22 protein-coding genes and 2 tRNA genes are annotated in these 24,606 nt (G+C 69.0%); 15 read left to right on the top strand and 9 right to left on the bottom strand.

Annotated features, from left to right (window positions below):
* The first annotated feature begins 24 nt into the window (after positions 1-24).
* Positions 25-1,860 carry a 3D-(3,5/4)-trihydroxycyclohexane-1,2-dione acylhydrolase (decyclizing) gene (gene iolD / locus ACFMRZ_RS12540; protein ID WP_400179276.1) on the top strand — a complete coding sequence of 612 codons (1,836 nt, stop codon included), beginning with the start codon at positions 25-27 and terminating at the stop codon, positions 1,858-1,860.
* A gap of 16 nt (positions 1,861-1,876) precedes the next feature.
* Here the strand turns inward: iolD and ACFMRZ_RS12535 are convergent, their stop codons facing one another.
* Complete coding sequence (locus tag ACFMRZ_RS12535) at positions 1,877-2,524, bottom strand: dihydrofolate reductase family protein (protein WP_400179275.1); 648 nt, start codon at positions 2,522-2,524, stop codon at positions 1,877-1,879.
* A 100-nt stretch (positions 2,525-2,624) separates the two neighbouring features.
* Here ACFMRZ_RS12535 and ACFMRZ_RS12530 point away from each other — a divergent pair, with 100 nt between their 5' ends.
* The 3 genes from ACFMRZ_RS12530 to ACFMRZ_RS12520 all read left to right on the top strand — a co-directional run bounded on the left by ACFMRZ_RS12530 (position 2,625) and on the right by ACFMRZ_RS12520 (position 4,173).
* A complete protein-coding gene (locus ACFMRZ_RS12530) occupies positions 2,625-3,113 on the top strand; it encodes a winged helix-turn-helix transcriptional regulator (RefSeq protein ID WP_400179274.1) in 489 nt (162 codons plus the stop codon).
* Positions 3,114-3,205: 92 nt separating this feature from the next.
* Positions 3,206-3,418: a cold-shock protein gene (locus tag ACFMRZ_RS12525; RefSeq protein WP_400179273.1), complete on the top strand. Its 213-nt coding sequence runs from the start codon at positions 3,206-3,208 to the stop codon at positions 3,416-3,418.
* A gap of 551 nt (positions 3,419-3,969) precedes the next feature.
* Complete coding sequence (locus tag ACFMRZ_RS12520; protein ID WP_400182842.1) at positions 3,970-4,173, top strand: cold-shock protein; 204 nt, start codon at positions 3,970-3,972, stop codon at positions 4,171-4,173.
* Positions 4,174-4,235: 62 nt separating this feature from the next.
* On the opposite strand, the gene ACFMRZ_RS12515 is transcribed toward ACFMRZ_RS12520, so the two are convergent.
* Positions 4,236-5,312, bottom strand: a complete 1,077-nt coding sequence (locus ACFMRZ_RS12515; protein WP_400179272.1) for an alkaline phosphatase family protein — start codon at positions 5,310-5,312, stop codon at positions 4,236-4,238.
* Positions 5,313-5,570: 258 nt separating this feature from the next.
* Between ACFMRZ_RS12515 and serA the strand changes: the two genes are divergently transcribed.
* Together serA and ACFMRZ_RS12505 are read left to right on the top strand one after the other, a co-directional pair.
* A complete protein-coding gene (gene serA, locus ACFMRZ_RS12510) occupies positions 5,571-7,169 on the top strand; it encodes a phosphoglycerate dehydrogenase (RefSeq protein ID WP_280360679.1) in 1,599 nt (532 codons plus the stop codon).
* A 179-nt stretch (positions 7,170-7,348) separates the two neighbouring features.
* Positions 7,349-8,356, top strand: coding sequence for a 3-isopropylmalate dehydrogenase (locus ACFMRZ_RS12505; RefSeq protein ID WP_400179271.1), 1,008 nt, complete (start codon positions 7,349-7,351; stop codon positions 8,354-8,356).
* A 282-nt stretch (positions 8,357-8,638) separates the two neighbouring features.
* Here the strand turns inward: ACFMRZ_RS12505 and ACFMRZ_RS12500 are convergent, their stop codons facing one another.
* A complete protein-coding gene (locus ACFMRZ_RS12500) occupies positions 8,639-9,826 on the bottom strand; it encodes an MFS transporter (protein WP_400179270.1) in 1,188 nt (395 codons plus the stop codon).
* A gap of 176 nt (positions 9,827-10,002) precedes the next feature.
* On the opposite strand from ACFMRZ_RS12500, the gene ACFMRZ_RS12495 reads away from it, so the two are divergent.
* The 4 genes from ACFMRZ_RS12495 (at position 10,003) to ACFMRZ_RS12480 (ending at position 12,611) form a co-directional block, all read left to right on the top strand.
* The gene (locus tag ACFMRZ_RS12495; RefSeq protein ID WP_280274737.1) at positions 10,003-10,776 is read left to right on the top strand and encodes a fumarylacetoacetate hydrolase family protein; all 774 of its coding nucleotides are present in this window, start codon (positions 10,003-10,005) and stop codon (positions 10,774-10,776) included.
* A 14-nt stretch (positions 10,777-10,790) separates the two neighbouring features.
* A complete protein-coding gene (gltX, locus tag ACFMRZ_RS12490; protein ID WP_400179269.1) occupies positions 10,791-12,251 on the top strand; it encodes a glutamate--tRNA ligase in 1,461 nt (486 codons plus the stop codon).
* A 183-nt stretch (positions 12,252-12,434) separates the two neighbouring features.
* Positions 12,435-12,506 (top strand) — tRNA-Gln (locus ACFMRZ_RS12485).
* 32 nt (positions 12,507-12,538) lie between these two features.
* A tRNA-Glu gene (locus ACFMRZ_RS12480) sits at positions 12,539-12,611 on the top strand.
* A 45-nt stretch (positions 12,612-12,656) separates the two neighbouring features.
* Here ACFMRZ_RS12480 and ACFMRZ_RS12475 read toward each other — a convergent pair.
* A complete protein-coding gene (locus ACFMRZ_RS12475) occupies positions 12,657-13,154 on the bottom strand; it encodes a PPOX class F420-dependent oxidoreductase (RefSeq protein ID WP_400179268.1) in 498 nt (165 codons plus the stop codon).
* Positions 13,155-13,212: 58 nt separating this feature from the next.
* Positions 13,213-13,914, bottom strand: coding sequence for an IclR family transcriptional regulator (locus tag ACFMRZ_RS12470; RefSeq protein ID WP_280274734.1), 702 nt, complete (start codon positions 13,912-13,914; stop codon positions 13,213-13,215).
* Between the two features lie 207 nt (positions 13,915-14,121).
* On the opposite strand from ACFMRZ_RS12470, the gene leuC reads away from it, so the two are divergent.
* From leuC to ACFMRZ_RS12455, 3 genes are all read left to right on the top strand, one after another.
* A complete protein-coding gene (leuC, locus tag ACFMRZ_RS12465) occupies positions 14,122-15,546 on the top strand; it encodes a 3-isopropylmalate dehydratase large subunit (RefSeq protein ID WP_280274733.1) in 1,425 nt (474 codons plus the stop codon).
* Between the two features lie 34 nt (positions 15,547-15,580).
* Entirely contained in the window at positions 15,581-16,189 is a 609-nt protein-coding gene (gene leuD / locus ACFMRZ_RS12460) for a 3-isopropylmalate dehydratase small subunit (protein WP_280274732.1), read from the top strand.
* Positions 16,190-16,345: 156 nt separating this feature from the next.
* Complete coding sequence (locus tag ACFMRZ_RS12455) at positions 16,346-17,008, top strand: HU family DNA-binding protein (RefSeq protein WP_280274731.1); 663 nt, start codon at positions 16,346-16,348, stop codon at positions 17,006-17,008.
* A gap of 76 nt (positions 17,009-17,084) precedes the next feature.
* On the opposite strand, the gene ACFMRZ_RS12450 is transcribed toward ACFMRZ_RS12455, so the two are convergent.
* The 3 genes from ACFMRZ_RS12450 to cofC all read right to left on the bottom strand — a co-directional run bounded on the left by ACFMRZ_RS12450 (position 17,085) and on the right by cofC (position 21,070).
* Positions 17,085-18,053, bottom strand: coding sequence for an NUDIX domain-containing protein (locus ACFMRZ_RS12450; protein ID WP_400179267.1), 969 nt, complete (start codon positions 18,051-18,053; stop codon positions 17,085-17,087).
* A gap of 35 nt (positions 18,054-18,088) precedes the next feature.
* Positions 18,089-20,272 carry an RNA degradosome polyphosphate kinase gene (locus ACFMRZ_RS12445; protein WP_280272760.1) on the bottom strand — a complete coding sequence of 728 codons (2,184 nt, stop codon included), beginning with the start codon at positions 20,270-20,272 and terminating at the stop codon, positions 18,089-18,091.
* 66 nt (positions 20,273-20,338) lie between these two features.
* Positions 20,339-21,070, bottom strand: a complete 732-nt coding sequence (gene cofC / locus ACFMRZ_RS12440) for a 2-phospho-L-lactate guanylyltransferase (protein ID WP_400179266.1) — start codon at positions 21,068-21,070, stop codon at positions 20,339-20,341.
* 323 nt (positions 21,071-21,393) lie between these two features.
* On the opposite strand from cofC, the gene ACFMRZ_RS12435 reads away from it, so the two are divergent.
* Entirely contained in the window at positions 21,394-22,389 is a 996-nt protein-coding gene (locus tag ACFMRZ_RS12435; RefSeq protein WP_400179265.1) for an NAD(P)H-dependent glycerol-3-phosphate dehydrogenase, read from the top strand.
* 34 nt (positions 22,390-22,423) lie between these two features.
* A complete protein-coding gene (locus tag ACFMRZ_RS12430; protein WP_280273235.1) occupies positions 22,424-23,521 on the top strand; it encodes a D-alanine--D-alanine ligase family protein in 1,098 nt (365 codons plus the stop codon).
* Between the two features lie 88 nt (positions 23,522-23,609).
* Here the strand turns inward: ACFMRZ_RS12430 and ACFMRZ_RS12425 are convergent, their stop codons facing one another.
* Complete coding sequence (locus ACFMRZ_RS12425) at positions 23,610-24,515, bottom strand: DUF3515 domain-containing protein (protein ID WP_400179264.1); 906 nt, start codon at positions 24,513-24,515, stop codon at positions 23,610-23,612.
* Positions 24,516-24,606 lie beyond the last annotated feature (91 nt).

The following is a 24,606-nucleotide window of genomic DNA, read 5'->3' as shown; positions in this document are numbered from 1 at the left end:
GTGGATCGGCTGAGAGGTGTCGCAATGAGACTGACCACCGCGCAGGCCTTGGTCGCCTGGCTGATCGCCCAGCATTCGGAGACCCTCGACGGCCGCGAAGTCCCGTTGTTCCCTGCGGTTTTCGCCATCTTCGGGCACGGCAATGTGCTCGGGCTCGGCACCGCGCTGGAGGAACGGCGCGATGTGATTCCGGTATGGCGCGGCCACACCGAGCAGGGTATGGCCCTGGCCGCGGTCGGGCTGGCGAAGGCGACGCATCGGCGGCAGGTCGGGGTGGCGACCTCGTCGGTTGGTCCGGGCCCGTTGAACATGGTGACGGCGGCCGGGGTGGCGCACGCGAACCGCCTTCCGCTGCTGCTGCTCCCGGGCGATACCTTCGTCGGCCGTGCGCCCGATCCGGTGTTGCAGCAGGTGGAGAATTTCGGCGACGCGACAGCGACCGTGAACGACGCCTTCCGCGCGGTCAGCCGGTATTTCGACCGCATCACCCGTCCGGAGCAGCTGATCGCCACGCTGCCCCAGGTGGCCCGCGTACTGACCGACCCGGCCGAAGTGGGCCCGGCGACCCTCGCGTTGCCGCAGGACGTCCAGGCCGAGAGCTACGATTTCCCCGCCGAACTGTTCCGCCCGGTCGTCCACCCGCCGCGCCGGACGAGGCCGGACCGCGGCGAACTCGCCCGGGCCGCGCGGGCTTTGGCGGCGGCCCGGCGGCCGCTGCTGGTGCTGGGCGGCGGCGTCCGGTACTCCGGCGCCGGGCGGCGTGCGGTGGAATTCGCTCAGCGGCACGGCATTCCGATAGCGGAGACCACCGCGGGGCGCACGCTGGTGCCGCACGCCCATCCGCTGTACGCGGGCCCGCTCGGCATCACCGGCTCGGCCTCGGCGAATGTCGTTGCGGCCGAGGCGGACCTGGTGCTGGCCGTGGGCACCCGCCTCCAGGACTTCACCACGGCCTCCTGGACGGTGTTCGCTCCCGGCGCGCAGCTGATCAGCATCAATGTCGCGGCCTTCGACGCGGTCAAGCACGGCGCGCTCGCCGTTGTCGGCGATGCGGGCGCCGCCCTGGAAGACCTTGCCCCACAGCTGATCGGGTGGCGGGTCGACCGCGCGTGGAGCGCCCGAGCGACCGCGGTGCGTGCCGAATGGGACGGCTACATAGATACGCTGCGCGAACCGGCGGACGGCCGGCCCAGCTACGCCCAGATCGTCGGCGCCGTCAACGATCTCAGCGAACCCGCCGACTACGTCATGACCGCGTCGGGCGGCCTCCCCGGAGAACTCGTCGGCGGCTGGCGGGCGGTGGGCGGCGAACCGGCCATGGACGTCGAATACGGCTTCTCCTGCATGGGTTACGAACTCGCGGGCGCCTGGGGCGCGGCCATGGCGCACCGGCGCGGGCTGGTGACCACGCTGCTCGGCGACGGCTCCTACCTGATGCTCAACTCGGAGCTGTTCTCGGCTGCCTTCGCCGGTCATCCGCTGGTGGCCGTGGTGTGTGACAACGACGGCTACGCGGTGATCGCACGGCTACAGGAAGGCCAGGGCGGCAACGCGTTCAACAATCTCTACCGCCAGTGCCGCTCCAATCACGCCACACCGCCCCGGGTGGATTTCGCCGCCCACGCCCGATCAATGGGCTGTGCCGTCTTCACCGCCACCGACGTGGCGGAGTTCCGCACCGCCTACACCGAGGCCCGCGCCGCGGCGCTCGCCGAATCCCGGCCCGCGGTGGTCGTCGTCCGCACCCAGCCGGCGCAGTGGACCGAAACCGGGGCCTGGTGGGAAGTCGGTGTGCCGGAACATCTTTCCGGCCGCGCCGCATACAACGAGGCCAAGCCGCGGCAAGTGCGATATTTGTGAGAAGGCCGGTGGCTGATCAGTCGGCCACCTTCGTGAATCGGACGTGGGTGACGCGCTCCGACGACACCAGCTCGCTGCATTGATAGCCGGGCAGCTTCCCGAGATCGTCGAAGATCCGCTCGCCCCCACCCAGCAGGATCGGCACCACCGCGAGGTGGAGCATGTCGACGAGCCCCGCGCGCAGGAACTGCCGCACGGTCGCCGCCCCGCCGCCGAGCCGCACGTCCTTGCCGCCCGCGGCCTCGAAGGCGCGCTCCAACACCGCCTGCGGGGTGTCGTTCACGAAGTGGAAGGTCGTGCCTCCGGCCATCTCGAACGACGGCCGGGAATGGTGGGTGAGCACGAAGACATCGTGGTGATAGGGCGGGTTCGGACCCCACCAGCCGGTCCAGGAGTGGTCCGGCCACTCGCCGCGCACGGGCCCGAACATGTTGCGGCCCATGATGGTCGCGCCGATATTGACCTCGCCGGCCAGGCCGAAGTCGTTGTCGACACCGGTTTCGCCACCCGGCTCGCCGGTCATCTCGCGACCGAATCGGGTGGCGAAGATCCACTCGTGCAGTCGTTCACCGTCGATCCCGAGCGGATTCTCCGAACCCTGGTCGGGTCCGGCGAGGTAGCCGTCCAGGGAGATCGACAGGTTGTGGGCGCGCAGCTGAGGCATGACAGGTCCTTCAAAAGTGGTTGTGATTTGCAATCGGTAGAGACGATAACGCAAGCGGTTGTAGAGTGCAATCAGTTGGTCGAAGCGGAGGTGAGTGATCGTGCAAGCGCGTTCGGGATGTCCTATCAACGCCACGATCGAGGTGATCGGTGACAAGTGGACGATGCTGGTGCTGCGGGACGTCATGTTCGGCAATCGGCGGCACTTCCGCGAGCTGCTGGCCGGATCCGAGGAGGGCATCGCCTCCAACATCCTCTCCGACCGGCTCAAGCGCTTGGTCGCCGCCGGGCTGCTCAGCAGGGAGGACACCCGCCCGGGGCAGAAGGCCGAATATCGCCTGACCGAGGCGGCCATCCAGTTGGTGCCCGTGATGGCGCAGCTGGGCAGTTGGGGGTTGCGGCACCGCCCGACCACCCAGCGCCTGCGGGTGCGCGCGGAACTGCTGGAGGACGGCGGCCCCGCGCTGTGGGAGGAGTTCATGAACGAATTGCGAGAGTCGCACCTCGGCATCCCGCGTCCCGTCGACGCTGGACCGGCGCCGTCGGAGCGACTGCGCGCCGCCTACGAACGGGCCGTCGCGGAGGGCTGACAGCGCGCCGCCGACGGCGCGCCGGGTCCGTGTGGACCTTCGCGGGGGACCTCGTTATCGTCTGCCTGGCTCGAGGCGAGAAGGTAAGAGAGATGGCGCACGGCACGGTCAAGTGGTTCGACAGCAAGAAGGGGTTCGGTTTCATCACCGCCGACGACGGCGGACCGGACGTCTTCGTCGACTACGCCGAGGTCGAGGGCGTCGGCTTCCGTTCCCTCGTGGAGGGGCAGCGGGTGCAGTTCGAGATTCGCCGCGCGAAAGCCGGGCCCGAGGCCAGGGGCGTGCGGGTACTGCACGATCGTTAGATGTGTCCTGCCGCACATTTCCTCGATTCTGTTGCTCGAGTCACTTTTCAGCAAATCCGGATAACGCGTGTTTAACTCGGTCGTATATACCGGTTGTCAGCCAGTTGGACTGAGTTTTACGAAGGAGAGTCAATTTCATGATCCCCGTTATCATCGACACCGGTAGCGCCGCCCTGAACGGCCTCTTCAGCACCTTCGGTGCCGCCTTCCACGGTCTGGTCGACACCCTGTGGACCGGCTCGTTCGGGGGCTGACCTCGTACGATGGTCGTAGCGAACGACCTTGGGCCCGGCCCCGGACGACAACCGTCCGGGGCCGGGCCATTTTTCGCCTTCGGAGGCTGCCGACGCCCGGTGACATGGCTCGCACAGCTATCACAGGGCGATAACACCGGCGCGCTCCAGGAAAAACGAATAATCATGCGGCGCAGCCGCAACCACCCCTCGCACGCGCGCGCGGTGGCGAGTATGCCGCCCGGCATGGCAATGTGGACGGGTGAGACCGGGTCGGCCGTGTGGTTGGTCGCCTGGCTCGTCTACAGAAGGTACGAAATGGCGCAAGGCGTAGTTAAGTGGTTCAACAGCGAGAAGGGCTTCGGGTTCATCGCACAGGACAACGGGGGGCCCGATGTCTTCGTGCATTACTCGGCGGTCTCCGGGTCGGGCTTCCGCTCGCTCGATGAAGGTCAGCGCGTGGAGTTCGAGATCGGCCAGGGCCAGAAGGGCCCGCAGGCCCAGGACGTCCGCGTGATCTGATCCCGCGACTTGCCGAGGGGCCCCGCGCCGATAACGGTGCGGGGCCCCTCGCGCGTCCGGGGTCAGTCGCCGGTCGGTGCCGCGCCGACCTTGCAGCCGGCGTCGGCCGGAAACGGCAGGGCCGCAAGGCGAGTGGTGGCGGGGTCCGCCGGATGTCCGACTACCGGCGTCTGCGGCGGTGGGGCGGACGGATCGCCGGAACCGCCCGCGCGCAACGACTTTCCGTCCAGATCGGGGGCCGGAGGGAGGTCGAGCAGATCGAGCACCGTCGGGGTGATGTCGATCAGCGAGTATCCGTTGTGCACGCGGCCCGCCGGGAAGTCGGGGCCCCAGGCGATCACGAAACTCGCTGTCTCGTAGGCACTCTGGCCGCCGTGCCCGCCCTCGGGCTTGTGCCCGTGGTCGGTGGTCACCAGAATCGTCCACCGCTCACCGGGATGCTCCGCCGACCGCGCCCGCACCGCGTCGGCGATCCGGCCGACCAGCACGTCGACCCGGCTGATCGCGTCGCGGTAGGCCTGCGGATTGCTCGCGCGCAGCCGGTGCCCGGCGATGTCGACCTGATCGAAATGGGTGAACACGAAGTCGGCGCCGTCGGCGATCGCGCGGACCGTCTCCGCCGCGGTCGCGGTGTCGATATCGGCCTCGCAACCGTAGGTGCCCAGCGGGTTCGCGCCGGTGGTGAGCACGATATCGGCGTGCGGATGCCCCAGGCGGGCGATCATCGAGATGGTGTCCCACGTCGCGATCGAGGCCGTCCGACGGTCCGGCGCCGCGCGCTTGATCCGGTTGAACACCGTCGGGAAGCGGTTCAGGCGTTCGGGGGCGCAGCTGTCGCCGTTGTCGCAGACACCGGTGCGGGTGTCCCACACCCCGGTCAGCACCGCCGACCAGGACGGGCACGACACGGTGGTGTGCGGCGCGATCGAGTATCGGCTGAGCGTGCCCTCGGCGGCCAGCCGCTGCAGATTCGGCGTGACGGCCGCGAGCAGCTCGCTGTACAGGCACCCGTCGATGCCGATCACCGCCACCTTGCCCGAGCCCGCGGCGGCGCCCGCCCGCGGCAGCGTGGCGCCGGTGACGAGCGCCGCGAAGGAAGTCACCAACAGTGCCGAACAGGTCCGCCGGGTGATGGCCATGCTCACACCATGACCGCGTGAAAGGTCCTCATCCAGCGAAAACGCCTGGTTCGGCCGACGTTTCGCGTAACTCTCACGCGGGTGTCGAATCCGGTTCACCATGTTCATGTCCCGGTCGCGCGGCGGACACGCGCGCCGCCGGAGGCGTGGGCGCGCACTGAGGGCACCTGCCTGCCGGGCGGTACCCGACCCCGGAAACCGGCCCATTAAGCTGGGCGGCGGTAAATGCCGATCCCCTTTCCCCAGGAGTGCCGCACAGTGAGCCAACATGGCCGTCCCGTAGTTCTGATCGCCGACAAGCTCGCCCAGTCGACCGTCGATGCGCTCGGTGACGGTGTCGAGGTGCGCTGGGTAGACGGCCCGAACCGGCCCGAGCTGCTGGCCGCCGTGCCGGACGCGGACGCGCTGCTGGTGCGCTCGGCCACCACCGTCGACGCCGAGGTGCTCGAGGCCGGGAAGAACCTGAAGATCGTCGCCCGCGCCGGTGTCGGCCTCGACAACGTCGACGTGCCCGCGGCCACCGAGCGCGGCGTCATGGTGGTCAACGCGCCCACCTCGAACATTCACACCGCCGCCGAGCACGCCGTCACGCTGCTGCTGTCCGCCGCGCGCCAGATTCCGGCCGCCGACGCCACCCTGCGCGAGCACACCTGGAAGCGCAGCAAGTTCAACGGTGTCGAGATCTTCGGCAAGACCGTCGGCGTGGTCGGCCTGGGCCGCATCGGCCAGCTGTTCGCCGCCCGTCTGGCCGCGTTCGAGACCAAGATCATCGCCTACGACCCCTACGTGTCGCCCGCGCGCGCCGCGCAGCTGGGTATCGAGCTGGTGTCGCTGGACGAACTGCTGCAGCGCGCCGACCTGATCTCGGTGCACCTGCCCAAGACGCCGGAGACCAAGGGCCTGTTCTCCAAGGAGAAGCTGGCGCTGACCAAGCCGGGGGTCATCATCGTCAACGCCGCGCGCGGCGGGCTCATCGACGAGCAGGCCCTCGCCGATGCCATCACCTCGGGCCACGTGCGGGCCGCCGGCATCGACGTGTACGAGACCGAGCCGTGCACCGACAGCCCGCTGTTCGAGCTGCCGCAGGTGGTCGTGACGCCGCACCTGGGCGCGTCCACCTCCGAGGCGCAGGACCGGGCGGGCACCGACGTCGCCAAGTCCGTGCTGCTGGCGCTGGCGGGCGAGTTCGTGCCGGGCGCGGTGAACGTGACCGGTGGCACGGTGGGCGAGGAGGTCGCGCCGTGGCTCGAGATCGTGCGCAAGCAGGGCGTGCTGCTGGGGGCGCTGGCCAGCGAGCTGCCGGTCAGCCTGGAGGTCGTGGTGCGCGGCGAGTTGTCCTCGGAAGATGTTGCGGTGCTGGAGCTTTCGGCGCTGCGCGGCATCTTCTCCGCGCTGGTGGAGGATCCGGTCACCTTCGTCAACGCGCCGCAGCTGGCGAAGGATCGCGGTATCGAGGCGTCGGTCTCCACCGTCTCGGAGAGCCCGTCGCACCGCAGCCTGGTCGACCTGCGCGCGGTGTTCGGTGACGGCGCCACCCTGAACGTGGCCGGCACGCTGACCGAGCCGCAGCAGGTCCAGAAGATCGTCAACATCAACGGCCGCAACTACGACATGCGCGCCGAGGGCCTCAACCTGGCGGTGCTCAACTACGACGACCGTCCGGGCGCGCTCGGCCGGATCGGCACCAAGCTCGGCGAGGCCGCGATCGACATTCAGGCCGCGCAGCTGAGCCAGGATGTCGACAAGGAGGGCGCCACCGTGGTGCTGCGCGTCAACAAGGATGTCCCCGCCGACGTCCGGGCCGCGATCGCCGAGGCCGTGGGCGCGGTCCGGGTCGTCCAGGTGGACCTGAGCTAGTCGTGCTCGAGGCAGGCGAGCACCTCCGCCGTGGGTGACGAAAGGCTGAGTGCCGCACGCCTTCCGGGCGGTGCGCTCCTTGTTCATCCTCGCCCTGGTGAACGGGGTGGTCGAGGCAGCGGATAGGGTGTCGGTGCTTGTGAGCCCGGCCGCACGAAACGAAACGGAGCCTTGGTCATATGAAGCTGGCTGTCATCCCCGGTGACGGAATCGGGCCCGAGGTCATCGCGGAGGCGCTGAAGGTGCTCGACGTGGTCGTGCCGGGCGTCGCGAAGACCCACTACGACCTGGGCGCGAAGCGGTATCACGCGACCGGCGAGGTGCTGCCGGAGAATGTGCTGCCCGAGCTGAAGCAGCACGACGCGATCCTGCTCGGCGCCATCGGCGACCCGTCCGTGCCCAGCGGCGTCCTCGAACGCGGTCTGCTGCTGCACACCCGCTTCGCGCTCGACCACCACGTGAATCTGCGACCGTCCAAGCTGTATCCGGGCGTGACCAGCCCGCTGTCGGGTAACCCGGACATCGACTTCGTGGTGGTGCGCGAGGGCACCGAGGGGCCCTACACCGGCACCGGCGGCGCGATCCGCGTGGCGACTCCGCACGAGGTCGCCACCGAGGTCAGCACCAATACCCGCTTCGGCATCGAGCGCGTGGTCCGCTACGCCTTCGCCAAGGCTCAGCAGCGGCGCAAGCACCTGACCCTGGTGCACAAGACCAACGTGCTCAGCTTCGCCGGTTCGCTGTGGCAGCGCACGGTGACCGAGGTCGGCGCCGAATACCCCGAGGTCGAGGTCGCCTACCAGCACATCGACGCCGCGACCATCCACATGGTCAACGATCCGGGCCGCTTCGACGTGATCGTCACCGACAACCTGTTCGGCGACATCATCACCGACCTGGCCGCCGCGGTATCCGGCGGCATCGGCCTGGCCGCCTCCGGCAATATCGACGCCTCCGGCGCCAACCCGAGCATGTTCGAGCCGGTGCACGGCAGCGCCCCCGACATCACCGGCCAGTCCAAGGCCGACCCCACCGCCGCCATCCTCTCGGTCTCCCTGCTCCTGACGCATCTCGGTAAGACCGACGAGGCCACCCGAATCGAATCCGCCGTAGCCAAGGACCTCGCCTCCCGCACCGGCACCGCCTCCACCGTGGCGATCGGCGACCGCATCGCCGCCGCCGTGTGAGTCTTCCGGCGATCGAGCCCGGGATATCCGCCGCCTTCGTGATCGAAGGCGGCGGATCCATGTGCGGCGGGACCGAGGCGGACCGCCGAATGCGCACGCGGTCGGGGTGTTCCGGGCTGCTCTGCCCCGGTGGCGTTGCCGTACTTGCGGGTTCACCATGACGATCGCCGGATCGATTCGGCGGCAACGCTCTTCACGCCCGGATTCCGCACGCACGTTCGTGCCGGACCGCGCTCCGACCGAGGGCGCGGCCGAAGCGCTCGTGCGGATCGCCGAGTGGTATCAGGCGGCCTTGCCGTGCCGGGTCAGGGGGACCAATGGGATTGCGGCGGTGGCTATTACGGCGGTGATCACGTAGGTGGCGGAGAAGCCGGCGGCGGTGATCAGGGCGCCGAACAAGGGGGCGATGGCGGCGGAGGCCAGGTTTTGGCCGGTGTTCTGGACGCCGAGGCCGCGGCCGCTCCAGTAGGGGCCGGCGATCTCGGCGACGGCGGTGAAGGCCAGGCCGTTGTCGGCGACGGTGATGACCGAGGCCGCCACCAGGATCGGGATCGCCGCCCACCACCAGTGCAGCCAGGACGCGATCGCCAACGCGCACATGGAGATCGCGGCCGCGACGGCCACCGTGCGCAGTGGGCGCAGGCGACTGCCGACCCGGTCGGACCAGACTCCCGCGCCGATGCGGCCCGCCGCGCCCAGCAGTTGAGTGCCGGTGACCAGCACACCGGCCGCCGCCAGGGACAGCCCGACGTCGCGGTGCAGCCACAGCAGCGCGAAGGTCCAGACGGTGGCCTGCGGAATCACCAGCAGCACCGAGACCGCGTGGATCCGCCACAGCGTCGTGTCGCCGCGGTACGGATTGGCGGGCCGCTCCCCGCCGGACATCTCCGGTCGCGGCGGGTCGATGATCCCGACCGCGCAGCCCACCGCGGCCAGCCCCGCCATCGCCGCCGGTACCAGGATCGCGGCGGAAAACCCGTGCGCCGCAGCGACGGCCGGGATCGTCAGCGCCGCGATCGCGACGCCCAGCGGCTGCGCCGTCTGCCGGATGCCCATCGCCAGGCCGCGCTGATTCGGCGGGAACCAGCCGACGATCACCCGGCCGCTGGCGCCGTTCGTGGCGCCCGCGCCCATCCCCGCCACGAACAACAATGCCCCCAGCGCAACGTAGTTCGTGACCGTCGCGGCCGCCGCGCCCGCGACGCACATCACCACCGGCCCCGCCACCAGCACCGTGCGCTCGCCGAACCGGTCGACGGCGTACCCCCAGGCGATCAGTGTGCACACCAGTCCGACGGTCGGCATCGCCACCAGCAGACCCGCTGTCGCCAAGGACATTCCGCGGTCGGTCAGCTCCGGCAGCAGGAACGGCGTGCCGTGCACGATGACCGCGCTGGAGCCCTGGGCGAAGACCCCGAGGGCGAGCATGATCCACCGCCGGGACGCGTGCAATGGGGTCACGGTTGTCATGCCTTCACCTCGGAATCTCATATATTGGGATCGCAGTCTTACTGTGTGAACACCCCGCCACGGTACACCCGCCGGGGAACCGAATCCACCGGCACGGTCGCCGGTCGGCGGGTTCCGGCCGCCGAGGCAGACCACCCGGTCGGGCGCATACCACGAGGTGGATAGACTGTCGAGCCATGCGCCTAGGTCGAGTTGCCAGTCCCGATGGAGTCGCGTTCGTCAGCATCGAGGGATCGAGTTCGGACGCGGTGGCGAGGGAGATCGCCGAGCACCCGTTCGGCACGCCGACGTTCACCGGCCGCAGCTGGCCGGTGGCCGACGTGCGGCTGCTGGCCCCGATTCTCGCCAGCAAGGTGGTGTGCGTCGGCAAGAACTACGCGGCGCACGCGCGGGAGATGGGCGGCGAGGCCCCGGCGGACCCGGTCATCTTCCTCAAGCCGAACACCGCCATCGTGGGCCCGAATGTGCCGATTGTGCTGCCGCCCAGTTCCTCTCAGGTCGACTACGAGGGCGAACTCGCCATCGTGATCGGCCGCCCGTGCAAGGACGTGCCCGCCGCCCGCGCCCGGGACGTGATCCTCGGCTACACCGCCGCCAACGATGTCACGGCCCGCGATCAGCAACGGCAGGACGGGCAGTGGACGCGCGGCAAGGGCTACGACACCTTCTGCCCGCTCGGCCCGTGGATCGAGACCGACCTCGATCCGGCCGATCTGGAACTCACCACCGAACTCGACGGCGAGGTGCGCCAGCGCAGCCGGACTTCGCTTCTGCTGCACGATATCCCGAAGCTGATCGAATGGGTCACCACGGTCATGACGCTGCTGCCGGGTGACGTGATCCTCACCGGCACACCGGAAGGTGTAGGACCGATGCAGGATGGGCAAACCGTCTCCGTGACGGTCGAGGGCATCGGCACCCTCACCAATCCCGTTGCCGCCAAACGTTGATCGAGAGAAGGAACATGTCTGACGTACGGGTCCGTTTCTGCCCGTCACCGACCGGCACGCCGCACGTCGGCCTGATCCGGACGGCGCTGTTCAACTGGGCGTACGCCCGTCACCACGGCGGCGCCTTCGTGTTCCGCATCGAAGACACCGATGCCGCACGCGATTCCGAGGAATCCTATGCCGCGCTGCTGGACGCGCTGCGCTGGCTCGGGCTCACCTGGGACGAGGGTCCGGAGGTCGGCGGCCCCTACGGTCCGTACCGGCAGTCGCTGCGACGTGAGATTCATCTCGATGTGGTGCGGCGTTTGCTGGCGGCCGGGGAGGCCTACGAATCCTTCTCCACGCCAGCCGAAGTCGAGGAGCGCCACCGGGCCGCCGGTCGCGATCCCAAGCTGGGGTACGACAACTTCGACCGCGACCTGACGCCGGAGCAGATCGCCGCCCACAAGGCGGAGGGCCGCCCGGCGGTGGTCCGGCTGCGCATGCCCGACCACGACCTGTCCTGGAACGATCTGGTGCGCGGCGAAACCACCTTCAAGGCGGGCACGGTGCCCGATTTCGCACTCACCCGCGGGACCGGTGATCCGCTCTACACACTGGTGAATCCGGTCGACGACGCGTCGATGAAGATCACCCATGTGTTGCGCGGCGAGGACATTCTCTCCTCCACTCCGCGGCAGATAGCGCTGTACGAGGCACTACAGCGGATCGGGGTGGCCGAGTTCACTCCGCAGTTCGGGCATCTGCCCTTCGTGATGGGGCAGGGCAACAAGAAGTTGTCCAAGCGCGATCCCGAGTCGAATCTGTTCGTCCACCGCGACCGCGGATTCATCCCGGAGGGTTTGCTGAATTACCTGGCATTGCTGGGTTGGAGCCTCACCGACGACCGCGACGTCTTCTCCATGACGGAGATGGTCGAGGCCTTCGACATATCGAAAGTAAATTCGAATCCGGCGCGCTTCGACCAGAAGAAGGCGGACGCGATCAACGCCGAGCACATTCGTTTGCTGGAGCCCGGTGATTTCGCTCGTCGACTGCGCGACTACCTGACCGCGCACAACCACATCGGCGCCGAAGTGGACGAGGCCCTTTTCGCAACGGCGGCCGAGTTGGTGCAGACCCGGATCGTGGTGCTCGGCGACGCATGGGAGCTGCTGAAGTTCCTGTTCGTTCCGGAAGACGAGTTCGCTGTCGACCCGGCCGCGGCGGAAAAGAATCTCGGTCCCGACGCGACGCCGGTCGTACGGGCCGCCATCGCCGCGCTGGACGGCGTTTCCGCCTGGACCGCGGAGGAGTTGGAAAGCGCGCTGAAAACGGCGCTGGTGGACGATCTGGGCCTCAAACCGCGCAAGGCGTTCGCGCCGGTGCGGGTCGCGGTGACCGGATCGCACATCAGCCCGCCGCTGTACGAGTCGCTGGAGTTGCTGGGGCGCGAGGCGACGATGCGGCGGCTGCGCGCGGCCGTCCCGGCGTAGCGCGGCACGGGCACGGCGGCGGTCCCGCGCGGCCGCCGCGCCCGGCCCGGTGCGCCGGAACCCTCCGCAAAACGGCTGCTGACCTGTCGATTTGTAGTTTTCGGGGAGGGGTTTGGTAATCTTTCTCTCGGCCCGGAACGAGGTCCTCTCCCCGCCAGGGAGCTGGCTGAAAGCCCAGGTCATTGGGGTATGGTGTAATTGGCAACACAGCTGATTCTGGTTCAGCCATTCTAGGTTCGAGTCCTGGTACCCCAGCGGAGGCCTCTGTTCGCGGAGACCATCCTCCTGGCCCCGTCGTCTAGCGGCCTAGGACGCCGCCCTCTCAAGGCGGTAGCGCGGGTTCAAATCCCGTCGGGGCTACTGAAACCCTCCAGCTCGTGAGCTGGAGGGTTTTCTCGTTTCGGCTCAATCCTGTGGCCAGGTGCTGCCGCCCGGCGGCAGCTCGGGCAGCCCCAGCTTGCGGTGATCCCAGCTGCGCGTGCGCTCCGGCACCACCCGGATCGCCACGCGCTTGTTCAGCATCGCCTCCACCATCGGGCGGACATCCTCGCTGTACGGGCCGGTGTAGCGCTCCCACACGCTCACGCCGACCCGGAACAGCGCGTCGGCGTCGTCGACGATCTCCGCCCGCCCCTCGATCGACACCCCGCGCAGCTGGTCGTAGGTGTCGCCGGCCTCCACGAGCACCGTCACCCGCGGATCGCGGCGGATGTTGACGGCCTTCTGGGACTTGGCCTTGGTCTCGAACCAGATCTCGCCGCCGACCAGCCCGTACCACATGGCGGTCAGGTGCGGCAGGCCCGACTTGCCCAGCGTGGCCAGCGTGATGATGCGGCTGTGCGTCAGGAAATCGGTGATCTCCGCGTCGGACATCACGATCTGCGCGCGTTGATTAGCTCCCATGGGCCGACTCTACTTTACGGCGTATGGCCTGCGTCACGTGTGCGCGCGGCCACGGTGCTCACAGTCGCTTGTGCAGGGCGTCGGCCGCCGCCACCAGGTCCGCCGCCCATCGTGCGCCGGGCCGCCGCCCCATCCGGTCGATCGGTCCCGATACCGACACCGCGGCGACCACGGCGCCCGCCGAGTCGCGTACGGGCGCCGAGACGCTGGCCACCCCGGCCGCTCGCTCGGCGGCGCTCTGCGCCCAGCCGCGGCGGCGCACCTCGGCCAGCGCGCGCTCGCCGAACACGGCATCGAGCAGTACTCCGCGCTGTATTTCCGGATCCGCCCAGGCCAGCAGGACCTTTGCGGCCGAGCCCGCGGTGAGCGGCAGGCGGGCGCCGACCGGCACGGTGTCGCGCAGGCCCGACGTCGGTTCCAGGGCGGCGAGGCAGATGCGCGAGTGGCCGTCGAGACGGTAGAGCTGCACACTTTCCCCGGTGATCTCGCGCAGCCGGGGCAGGATGGCCGTGGCGGCCTCCAGCAGCGGGTCCTCGGCGGCGTTGGCCAGCTCCGACAGCGCGGGGCCCGGCCGCCACAACCCGTTGACGTCCCGGGCGAGCATGCGGTGCACCTCGAGCCCCACGGCCAGCCGGTGCGCCGTGGCGCGGGGCAGGCCGGTACGGGCGCACAACTCGTTGAGGCCGCAGGGCTGCTCGGCCGCCGCGTAGAGCACGGCCATGGCTTTGTCGAGCACCCCGATACCGCTATGCTGTCTCATAGAACGATACTAACGTCTCGCATGTTGAGATAGTCAACCTTCTGCCGCCGGGCCGTGTGTTTCCTGCGGGTCGTGGCCCGCCTCGGGCCTGGACTGACGGAGCGGAGGCCGCCTGCGGCCGGAGCGGAGGAGGGAAGGCCCGAGGTCACGAGGGCCACGACAGCGACGGCGGAGCCGGCGCAATCGAACACGGAAAGGTGAACCACGATGGCCGAGCGGCCACGCACTCTGGCGGAGAAGGTCTGGGAGCAGCACGTCGTCGCGCACGGCGCGGGGGAGGGCGATGCCCGCGAACCGGATCTCATCTATATCGACCTGCACCTGGTGCACGAGGTGACCAGCCCGCAGGCCTTCGACGGCCTGCGCGCGGCCGGCCGCCCGGTCCGGCGTCCGGATCTCACCATCGCCACCGAGGACCACAACGTCCCGACCGTCGACATCGATAAGCCGATCGCGGACCCGGTTTCCCGCACCCAGGTCGAGACGCTGCGGCGCAATTGCGCGGAGTTCGGGGTCCGGCTGTACCCCATGGGCGATCTCGAGCAGGGCATCGTGCACGTGGTCGGCCCGCAATTGGGTCTGACACAGCCGGGGATGACCGTGGTGTGCGGTGATTCGCACACCTCCACGCACGGCGCGTTCGGCGCGATCGCGATGGGCATCGGCACCAGCGAGGTCGAGCACGTGCTGGCCACCCAGACGCTCTCGCTGCGGCCGTTCAAGACCATGGCGGTCAACATCGACGGGCAACTGCCGCCCGGCGTCACGAGCAAGGACGTGATCCTGGCCGTGATCACGCAGATCGGTACCGGCGGCGGTCAGGGCTACGTGCTGGAGTACCGGGGCGAGGCCGTGCGGGCCATGTCCATGGAGGCGCGGATGACCATGTGCAACATGTCCATCGAGGCCGGCGCCCGCGCGGGCATGGTGGCTCCCGACGAGATCACCTACGAATTCCTGAAGGGCCGCCCGCACGCCCCGCAGGGCGCGGACTGGGACGCCGCGGTCGCCGCCTGGGAGGCGCTGAAGACCGACGAGGGCGCCGAATTCGACGCCGAGGTGCACATCGACGCCTCGACACTGACCCCGTTCGTCACCTGGGGCACCAACCCCGGACAGGGCGCGCCGCTGGGCGCCGCCGTACCGAATCCGGCCGATATCTCCGACGAGACGGCGCGGGAATCGGCCGAGAAGGCACTGCGATACATGGATTTGGAGCCCGGAACTCCGCTTCGCGCGGTCGAGGTCGATACCGTATTCGTCGGCTCGTGCACCAACGGGCGTATCGAGGATCTGCGCGCCGTGGCCGAGGTATTGCAAGGTCGCAAGGTCGCCGACAGTGTCCGGATGTTGATCGTGCCGGGTTCGATGCGGGTGCGCGCGCAGGCCGAATCCGAGGGATTGGGCGAGATTTTCACCGCGGCCGGCGCGGAATGGCGGCAGGCCGGCTGCTCGATGTGCCTGGGAATGAATCCCGATCAGCTTTCCCCCGGTCAGCGCTGCGCCTCGACATCCAACCGGAACTTCGAGGGCAGACAGGGCAAAGGCGGCCGGACGCACCTGGTTTCGCCGCTGGTCGCGGCGGCCACCGCGGTCCGCGGAACGCTGTCCTCACCTGCGGATCTGAACTGATCGGCCGATTTTCACGGACTTTGGAGGAGAACTGATGGAACCGATCAAGGTACACAAGGGGATCGGCGTGCCACTGCGGCGATCCAACGTCGACACCGACCAGATCATCCCGGCTGTCTATCTGAAGCGGGTCACGCGAACGGGATTCGAGGACGGGCTGTTCTCGGCGTGGCGGTCGGATCCGACGTTCATTTTGAACACCGAGCCCTACAACCGGGGATCTGTCCTGGTGGCGGGTCCGGATTTCGGCACGGGCTCCTCGCGCGAGCATGCCGTTTGGGCGCTGACGGACTACGGCTTCCGGGTGGTGATCTCGTCGCGCTTCGCGGACATCTTCCGCGGCAACGCCGGCAAGGGCGGTCTGGTGGCGGCTCGGATGTCACAACATGATGTCGAATTGCTCTGGAAGTTGCTCGAGGAACAGCCCGGCCTGGAATTGACGGTCGATCTCGAGGCGCGCACGGTGGCCGCTGGAACCACCGTGTTGCCCTTCGATATTGACGACTACACCAGGTGGCGCCTGCTGGAGGGCCTGGACGACATCGGACTGACACTCCGGCGGGAAGACGCCATCAGTGCCTTCGAAAAGGCAAGGCCGGCATGGAAACCCACCACCATTCCAGACGCTATTTCGCAGGCGTAAACAGTCCGGGGTGTTAGCTGGGAGCTACCAATCACGGTTGCTGTGCGTGTGCCACGCCACATGAAATTTGGCGTGGCACATAGACTCTTGCCCATTGAGGGTTTACCGTGGTACCTAGTCGGTCCGACGACGGGCCATTAGTCTGCGGAGGATTCAATGAACAAGGCGGAACTGATCGACGTTCTGACCGAAAAGTTGGGTACTGACAGGCGCACGGCCACTGCGGCAGTCGAGCAGATTGTCGACACGATCGTGCGCGCGGTGAACAAGGGTCAGAGTGTCACCATCACCGGATTCGGTGTGTTCGAACAGCGCAAGCGCGCGGCGCGGGTGGCGCGTAACCCCCGTACCGGCGAAACCGTGAAGGTGAAGCCCACTTCGGTGCCGGCTTTCCGGCCGGGCGCGCAGTTCAAGGCGATCATTGCGGGTAAGCAGAAGATCGCCGCGGCCGGTCCGGCCGTGAAACGTGGTGTCGCAGCGCCGGTATCGGGTGCGGCGAAGAAGACGACGGCCAAGAAGACCGCCGCCAAGAAGACGACGGCCAAGAAGACCGCCGCCAAGAAGGCGCCGGCCAAGAAGACGGCCGCCGCCAAGAAGACCACGACGGCGAAGAAGACCGCCGCCAAGAAGGCGCCGGTCAAGAAGACGGCGGCCGCCAAGAAGACCACGGCGGCCGCGAAGAAGACCACGGTCAAGAAGGCGGCCCCGGCCAAGAAGACGGCCACCAAGGCCACCGCGAAGAAGACGGCGGCCAAGAAGGCCCCGGCCAAGAAGACCGCCGCCAAGCGCACCGCCGCCAAGCGGACCACGCGCCGCTGACGGCTCCCGACGCGAAAGCGGCCCCGGCCAATTCGGCCGGGGCCGCTTCGTTGTGCGTTCGTCGGACGCGGCGGGTTTAACCGGCCCCGTCCGTGGAACTCGTTCTGCCCCGCTCCGATTCGTGCTTGTGGCCGTGCACGCGCAGGGCCTTGTCGAGGTGGTCGGCGGCCACCAGGCGACCGTCGGCGACCGACAGCACCCACATGCTGCCTTTGCGGTTACGCGCGGGTGGCAGTGTGACACCGTCGATTTCGGCCCAGCGCTGCAACAGCGGCGGAATCACCTTGCCCTGACTGCAAATCGTCCGCACGACCGGGGCGGACACCAGCTCCCGCACGCGCGCCAGCGCCTCGTCCGGGGCTGCGGCATAACCGCTTTCGGACAGCAGCGGCTCCAGCTCGATCTCGGCGCCGAGGGACTCCGCGAGCGGGGCCACCGTCTGCACGCAGCGCAGCGGCGGCGCCGAATAGATCTCGGCGGCACCGAATGCCAGCAGATTGGGGGTCAGTGCCGCCGCCTGAGCGCGGCCCGCCTTCTCCAGCGGGCGTTCGTCGTCGGGTCCGCGGAAACGCTCGCGCCGGCCCGCCTTGCCGTGGCGCACCAGCAGCAGCGTGGCGGTGTCCGGCGGCAGCCGCAGGAAATTCCGCACCATGGTGCGGTCCATCGGGTAAGACAGCTGATCCATCACGCGGTCGACACGGTGCCAGCGCAACTGGTCGACCTCCGAATTGGGAACGAAGGCGCCCTCGGCGACCGACGCGGCCCAGTAGTCCACCCGCTTGAGTTTCCGATGCCCGGTAACCGGATAGGTCACATGACCGAGATAGCGGCTCAGGCGGCTGTGCAGCCCCGTTTCCTCGGCTACCTCGCGGACCGCGGTGACCACCGGGGTCTCACCGGGATCGATTTTCCCCTTCGGCAGCGACCAGTCGTCGTATTTCGGGCGGTGCACGAGCGCCACCTCGATCGCGCCGCTGCCCGGCGCCCGGCGCCACAACACGGCGCCCGCGGCGAGAATATTGGCCTTCACCCGGGGATCGGACACCCCGACGTCCTCGAAATCCTGTGTCGCCGAGCGGTTCACTGCTGACCCGGTCGCCGCAGTCGCATGAGGAACTCCTGGTGGTCGCGGACCTGTTCGTCGTGGACGCGGTCGGGATCGGGCTGGGCCTGCCAGCCGCCGTCGGGTTCGAGTACCCAGCAGCGGGTCGAACGATGCAGCGCCGAATCGAACACCTGCTCCAGCTGCTCGCACAGCCTGGCGTCCTTCACCTGCGCCATGACCTCCACCCGCCGATCCAGATTGCGATGCATCATGTCGGCGCTGCCGATCCAGAACTCGTCCTGCGCGCGGAAATGCAGCACGCGCGAATGCTCCAGGAAACGGCCGAGGATCGAGCGCACCTCGATGTTGTCGCTCATGCCGGGCACGCCGGGGCGCAGCCCGCAGATCCCGCGCACCACGATCTGCACCGGCACCCCCGCCTGCGACGCCCGGTACAGCGCGTCGATGATCTGCTCGTCGACGATCGCGTTGGCCTTCAACCGGATCCGGGCCGGCAGGCCCTGCTGCGCCAGCTCGGTCTCGCGGCGGATCCGCTCGACGATGCCCGAGCGCACGCTCGACGGAGCCACCAGCAGATTGCGGTAGTCGGCCTTGCGCGAGTATCCGGTCAGCGAGTTGAACAGGTCGGTCAGGTCGGCGCCGATTTCCGGTGCGGCGGTGAGCAATCCGACATCCTCGTACAGCCGCGCCGTCTTCGGGTTGTAGTTGCCGGTGCCGATGTGGCAGTAGCGGCGGATGGTCGCGCCCTCGCGGCGCACCACCAGGCAGGTCTTGCAGTGCGTCTTGAGGCCGATGAGGCCGTAGACCACGTGCACCCCGGCCTGTTCCAGCTGGCGGGCCCACTTGATGTTGGCCTGCTCGTCGAAGCGGGCCTTGATCTCCACCAGCGCCACCACCTGCTTGCCGGCCTCGGCGGCGTCGATGAGGGCGTTGACGATGGGGGAGTCGCCGGAGGTGCGGTACAGCGTCTGCTTGATCGCCAGCACCTGCGGGTCGGCGGCGGCCTGTTCGATGAACCGCTGCACGCTGGTGGAGAACGAGTCGTACGGGTGGTGCACGAGGACGTCGCCCTCGCGCAGCGCCGCGAAAACGTTTCGGGGCGTCTCCCTTTCGCCGAACGCCGACGGCGTGGCCGGGACGTAAGGGGCGTCCTTGAGATGCGGCCGGTCCACCCCGTACACCTGCCACAGGCACGACAGGTCCAGCAGGCCCGGAACCTGGATCACGTCGCCCGGGTCGACGTCGAGTTCGCGCAGCAGCAGATCGAGCATGTGCTCGGTCATGTCGTCGGACACTTCCAGGCGCACCGGCGAACCGAAGCGCCGCCGCGCCAGTTCGCGTTCGAGCGCTTGGAGCAGATCCTCGTCGCGATCCTCGTCGACCTCGAAGTCGGCGTTGCGGGTGATCCGGAACGAATGCTGTTCCACCACTTCCATTCCCGGGAACAGCTGATCCAGGTGCGCGGCGATCAGGTCCTCCATCGGGAGGAAAGCCGCGAGCCGGGCGGCGGCGCCCTCGGCGGTGGTGCGGCGCACCCGCACGAAGCGATCGACGTTGTCGGGCACCTTCACGCGCGCGAAATGCTCACCGCCGGTCTCGGAATCCTTCACCGTGACAGCGAGATTGAGACTCAGGCCGCTGATGTAGGGGAACGGGTGCGCGGGATCGACGGCCAGCGGGGTCAGCACCGGGAAGACCTGATCCTGAAAGTATCCCGACAGCCGCCGCCGCTCCTCGTCGTCCAGATCCGACCAGCCGATGATGGCAATGCCCTGCTCGACCAGCGCGGGCTGCACCTGATCGAGGAACACCCGGGCGTGCCGGCCCGCCAGATCCTGGGTGCGCTTGGCGATCAGTTCCAACTGCTCGGTGGGAGTCAGGCCGTCGGCCGACCGCACCGACAGACCGGCCTCGGCGCGCCGCTTCAGGCCCGCGACCCGGACCATGTAGAACTCGTCGAGATTCGAGGCGAAGATCGCGAGGAACTTGGCGCGTTCGAGCAACGGCTCCGACACGTCCTCGGCCAGGGCCAGCACCCGGGCGTTGAAGTCCAGCCAGCTGAGTTCGCGGTTGAGATAGCGATCGGCGGGCAACTGTGGTGTCGCGGTGTCGGTGGGCGGCGGGGTGGCCGCCGGTGGCGCGGCCGGTAGTCGCGGCTGCTGCGGGACGGTCTCCGTTTCACTCACACTCACGATCATCCCTTACCCTCGGGTGGTGTCACACGCAACACCACCGTTGCACTCTCTACGGCGCCGCCCCGGCGATCATCCAGCACACATGTGATTCATCGCGAACCTCCGCGTGTGTTCCGGGTGAACATGTTCCGGCCATCCGATGGCCTGCAGCGCGGCGGCGGTGGCCGGGCCGACGCCCAGCGCGACCGCACGGTCCAGGTCCGCCTCGGTATCGACGTCGAGGCGCAGGCCGGGCCAGTCGCCGTCGAGTTCCTTTGCGCCCGAGTCGCGGTGCCGCCGGGCCGAATCGCCGCCGAACAGGGGATTCAGTGCGGCCGCACCGTCGCGGACCAGCAGTGCGGCGGTGCCGCGGGCGGCGTGGTCGGCGACGAACGCGCGCGGGGCGGGCGCGGCGGTCAGCATGTCGGTCAGTTCGGCGGGGCGCAGCGACGGGAGATCGGCTTGCAGGGCGAGGAGGTGGACGTCGCCGTGCCGGGCGCGGACCGCCTGCGCCGCGGCGGTCAGGGCGATGTTGAGGCCGCTGTCCGTGCCGGGGGGTTCGTTGTGGGGGTCGTTCTGTGTTGTCGCCGGGTCTGGATGTACCTCGGCGCCGAGTGCTCGGACGGTGGCGGTGACCTCCGGGTCCGGGGTGACGACCGTGACCGAGCCCAGGCCCGTGGCGAGGGCGGCCGCCACGGTGTCCGACAGCATGGCCAGCACCAAGCGCGACCGGTCGCCGGGGGGCAAGCGGTCGGCCAGTCGGCTCTTGGCGCGCTCGAGGTGCTTGACCGCGATCACGGCGTGGACGGAATCCGGACGCATGGTCTCGAGTCTATGGGGGTGGGTGTGTTGGTGCCGTGTTCGGCGGTGTGGCTGGGTTGGGTGGGGATCGCTGCTGTGTTTTTGGCCTCCGCTTCGCTCCGGCGGGTTTTCGGCGCCCTGTGGCTCGGTTTTCGGGTGCCGCTGCTGGCTCCTTCGTCGCTTCGCAGCGGCACCCGAAAACCGAGCCGCGCCGAAAACCGTTGTGGTTGGGTGGGTGGGGAGGTTGTTGTGGTTGCGTGGGAGGGTGTGGAAGTTCACATGGGGGGTGTTGGGTTGCGGCGGACTCGGGGCGGGTGGGGTGTGGTGAATGGCATATTGGCTGCATGACTAGGGCGGCAGTAATGGGCGCGGGGTCGTGGGGGACCGCGTTCGCGAAGGTTTTGAATGATGCTGGGACCGACGTGACGGTGTGGGCGCGGCGTTCGGAGGTGGCAAAAGCGCTTGCGACCGAGCATCGCAACCCGGCCTATCTGCCCGATGTGCTGCTGCCGGGCATCGCCGCCACCGACGACTTCCGCGCGGCGCTGGACGGGGCCGACACCGTGGTGCTGGCGGTGCCGGCGCAGTCGCTGCGCGCCAACCTCGCGGCGTGGCGGGACGCGATCGGCGCGGATGCCACGCTGCTGAGTCTGGCCAAGGGCATCGAGACCGGGACTTTGCTGCGGATGAGCGAGGTGATCGCCGAGGTCACCGGGGCGGCCGAGGGCCGCATCGCGGTGCTGTCGGGGCCGAACCTGGCTCGCGAGATCGCCGCGCAGCAGCCCGCCGCCTCGGTGGTCGCCTGCACCGACGCCGCGCGCGCCGAGGCGGTGCAGCACGCCTGCGCCACCGGATACTTCCGCCCGTACACCAACACCGACGTCGTGGGGTGCGAAATCGGTGGGGCCAGCAAGAACGTCATCGCGCTCGCCTGCGGTATCGCGGCGGGAATGGGGCTGGGCGACAACTCGATCGCCAGTCTGATCACGCGCGGGCTGGCCGAGATCATCCGGCTCGGCGTGGCGCTGGGCGCCAATCCCGTCACCCTCGCGGGCCTGGCCGGAGTGGGTGATCTGGTGGCGACGTGCACCTCGCCGCTCTCCCGCAATCGCTCGTTCGGCCATGTGCTCGGCGAGGGCGGTTCCATGCAGGCCGCGCAGGAGGCCACGCACGGGCAGGTCGCCGAGGGAGTCAAGTCGTGCACCTCGATTCGCGCGCTGGCCGAGCGGAACGGCGTGGAGATGCCGCTGACCACCGCGGTGCACCGGGTCTGCCACGAGGGGTTGTCGGTCGCGGAGGCGGTCGGCCAGTTGCTCGGCCGGCGGATGAAGCCGGAATGATTGGCCCGTACCCGGTCCGGGTACGGTTCGCTCTATGAGTCGGATCAGGGTGGCGGTCGTGTTCGGCGGTCGCAGCAACGAACACGCCGTGTCGTGTGTGTCGGCCGGTTTCGTGCTGCGCAGCCTCGACCCCGAGCGATTCGAGGCGGTGCCGGTGGGCATCACCCGGGCGGGCACCTGGGTGCTGGGCGGCTCGGATACTCGCGAGCTCGCCATCAACGACCGGGCCTTGCCCGCGGTGGATTCGACCGGGACGGAACTGGTGCTGGCGGCCGATCCGACCCGGGCCGGCAATCTCCTGGCACTCGGCGACTCCGACGCCGGTCTCGGCGCGATCGACATCGTGTTCCCGGTCCTGCACGGCCCGTTCGGCGAGGACGGCACCATCCAGGGCCTGCTGGAGCTGGCGGGCCTGCCGTACGTCGGACCGGGCGTGCTCGCCAGCGCCACCGGCATGGACAAGGAGTTCATGAAGAAACTCCTGGTCGCCGAGGGACTTCCGGTCGGCGACCACGTGGTGCTGCGGCCGGGCACGGCCACCCTGTCCGAAGCGGACCGGCAGCGGCTCGGGCTGCCGGTGTTCGTGAAACCGGCCCGCGGCGGATCCTCCATCGGCATCACGAAGGTGAACCGGTGGGCGGACCTCGACGCCGCCGTCGCCGCGGCGCGGCAGCACGATCCGAAGGTGATCGTGGAGGCGGCTCTGGTCGGACGCGAAATCGAATGCGGCGTACTGGAATTCCCCGACGGCCGGGTGGAAGCCAGTGTGCCGGCGGAGATCCGGATGCCCGAATCCGAGCGCGAGGAGGCCGCGGGCTTCTACGACTTCGACACCAAATACCTCGACGACGTGTGCGAGTTCGACATCCCCGCCAAGCTGAACGACGATGTCGCCCAACAGGTCCGGGACCTCGCGGTGCGCGCGTTCCGGGCGCTGGACTGCCAGGGCCTGGCCCGCGTCGACTTCTTCGTCACCGCCGACGGCCCGGTACTCAACGAGATCAACACCATGCCCGGCATGACCTCCATCTCGATGTACCCGCGGATGTGGGAGGCCACCGGCATCGACAACCGGACCCTCGTCACGACCCTGATCGATACCGCCCGCGCCCGCGGCACCGGCCTGCGCTGAGCAACCTGCGCGACCGCACCGGAGCTGAACAACGGACGGCCGCGTCCCCAGGTTCGGTGCTGCGCGGGCGCGGCTCGGTGGAACCGGCTCAGTTCGGGAGGGGACCCGGATCGATGGGCTGGGCGGGCAGTGTCTTGGTGAGGGTGTCCGAGATGTCCTGTAGCGGAGTCGGTCCGGCGCTGTCGGCGACGGTGACGGCGATGTAGGTGCCGCGGTCGACGGCGAACCAGGTGCCGGAGGTGACGCCCGAGGTCCGGTCGCGCACCTCGAACCAGGTGACGCCGTTGATGATCTGCAACGCGGACGCCTTGTCGAATTCCAGCGGACGATCCAGTCCACAGCGCAGCACGATCGGCTCGCCGCCGTCGGGCAGCTGCCAGGCGACGGTGGCGGGCGGCGCGGGCTGCGCCAGCTCCGCCCTGGTGTAGTCGCCCAGAGCGTCGGGCAGTGCGGGCAACAGCGCCGCACAGCCCGGGCCACCGGCCGCCGGGGCGGGAACGGACCCGAGCGCCAACGGCTCCCGATCCGTGTTCTGCCGCGACATCACGGCGATCAGCAGCACGGCGACGATCAGCGCGACGGGCAGCGCCACAGCGGTAGCGATCAAGGCGGGGGAGTACTTCGGGGTGTCGCCGGGGTTGTCGTAGCGGTCGGCTCCCGCCGATTCTTCGCCTTCGGCACCGGCTTCCGCGTCGCCGCTCTCGGCGCTCGTGGAATCGTCGGGCGCGTACTCGGCCGAGGAGCGATCCGACTCGGCATGGGCGGTGTCCGCGGCGGCAGAGGCGTTGGGTGCGGCATCGGTCGCGGAGTGGTCCGGCCCGGCACGTTCGTCCCCGGTGTCTCCACGGGCGGATGTGGGGAGTGCGCCATTCGATGCCGCGGCGGATTCTCGGCTCGCGGGTTCGGGGGCGGCGGCGTCCGGTGCCGGATCTGACGACCGGTCGGTAGGGCGGGACGGCGTCGAGTCCTCGGGCCGTTCCGTGTCGCTGCTCATCCGGGGCTTCGTCTCCGCTCGTCCTCGATCGGGCCGCGGGTCCGGCGGTCCGATGGCGCCGCTGCTGGGATTTCCGGACTCGAGCGTAGCG

The sequence above is a fragment of the Nocardia sp. N2S4-5 genome, from assembly GCF_044628355.1.
Taxonomy (GTDB): Bacteria; Actinomycetota; Actinomycetes; order Mycobacteriales; family Mycobacteriaceae; genus Nocardia; species Nocardia wallacei_B.
The sequence above is the reverse complement of the archived record's forward strand: the minus strand, read 5'-3'. Positions and strand labels throughout refer to the sequence as shown.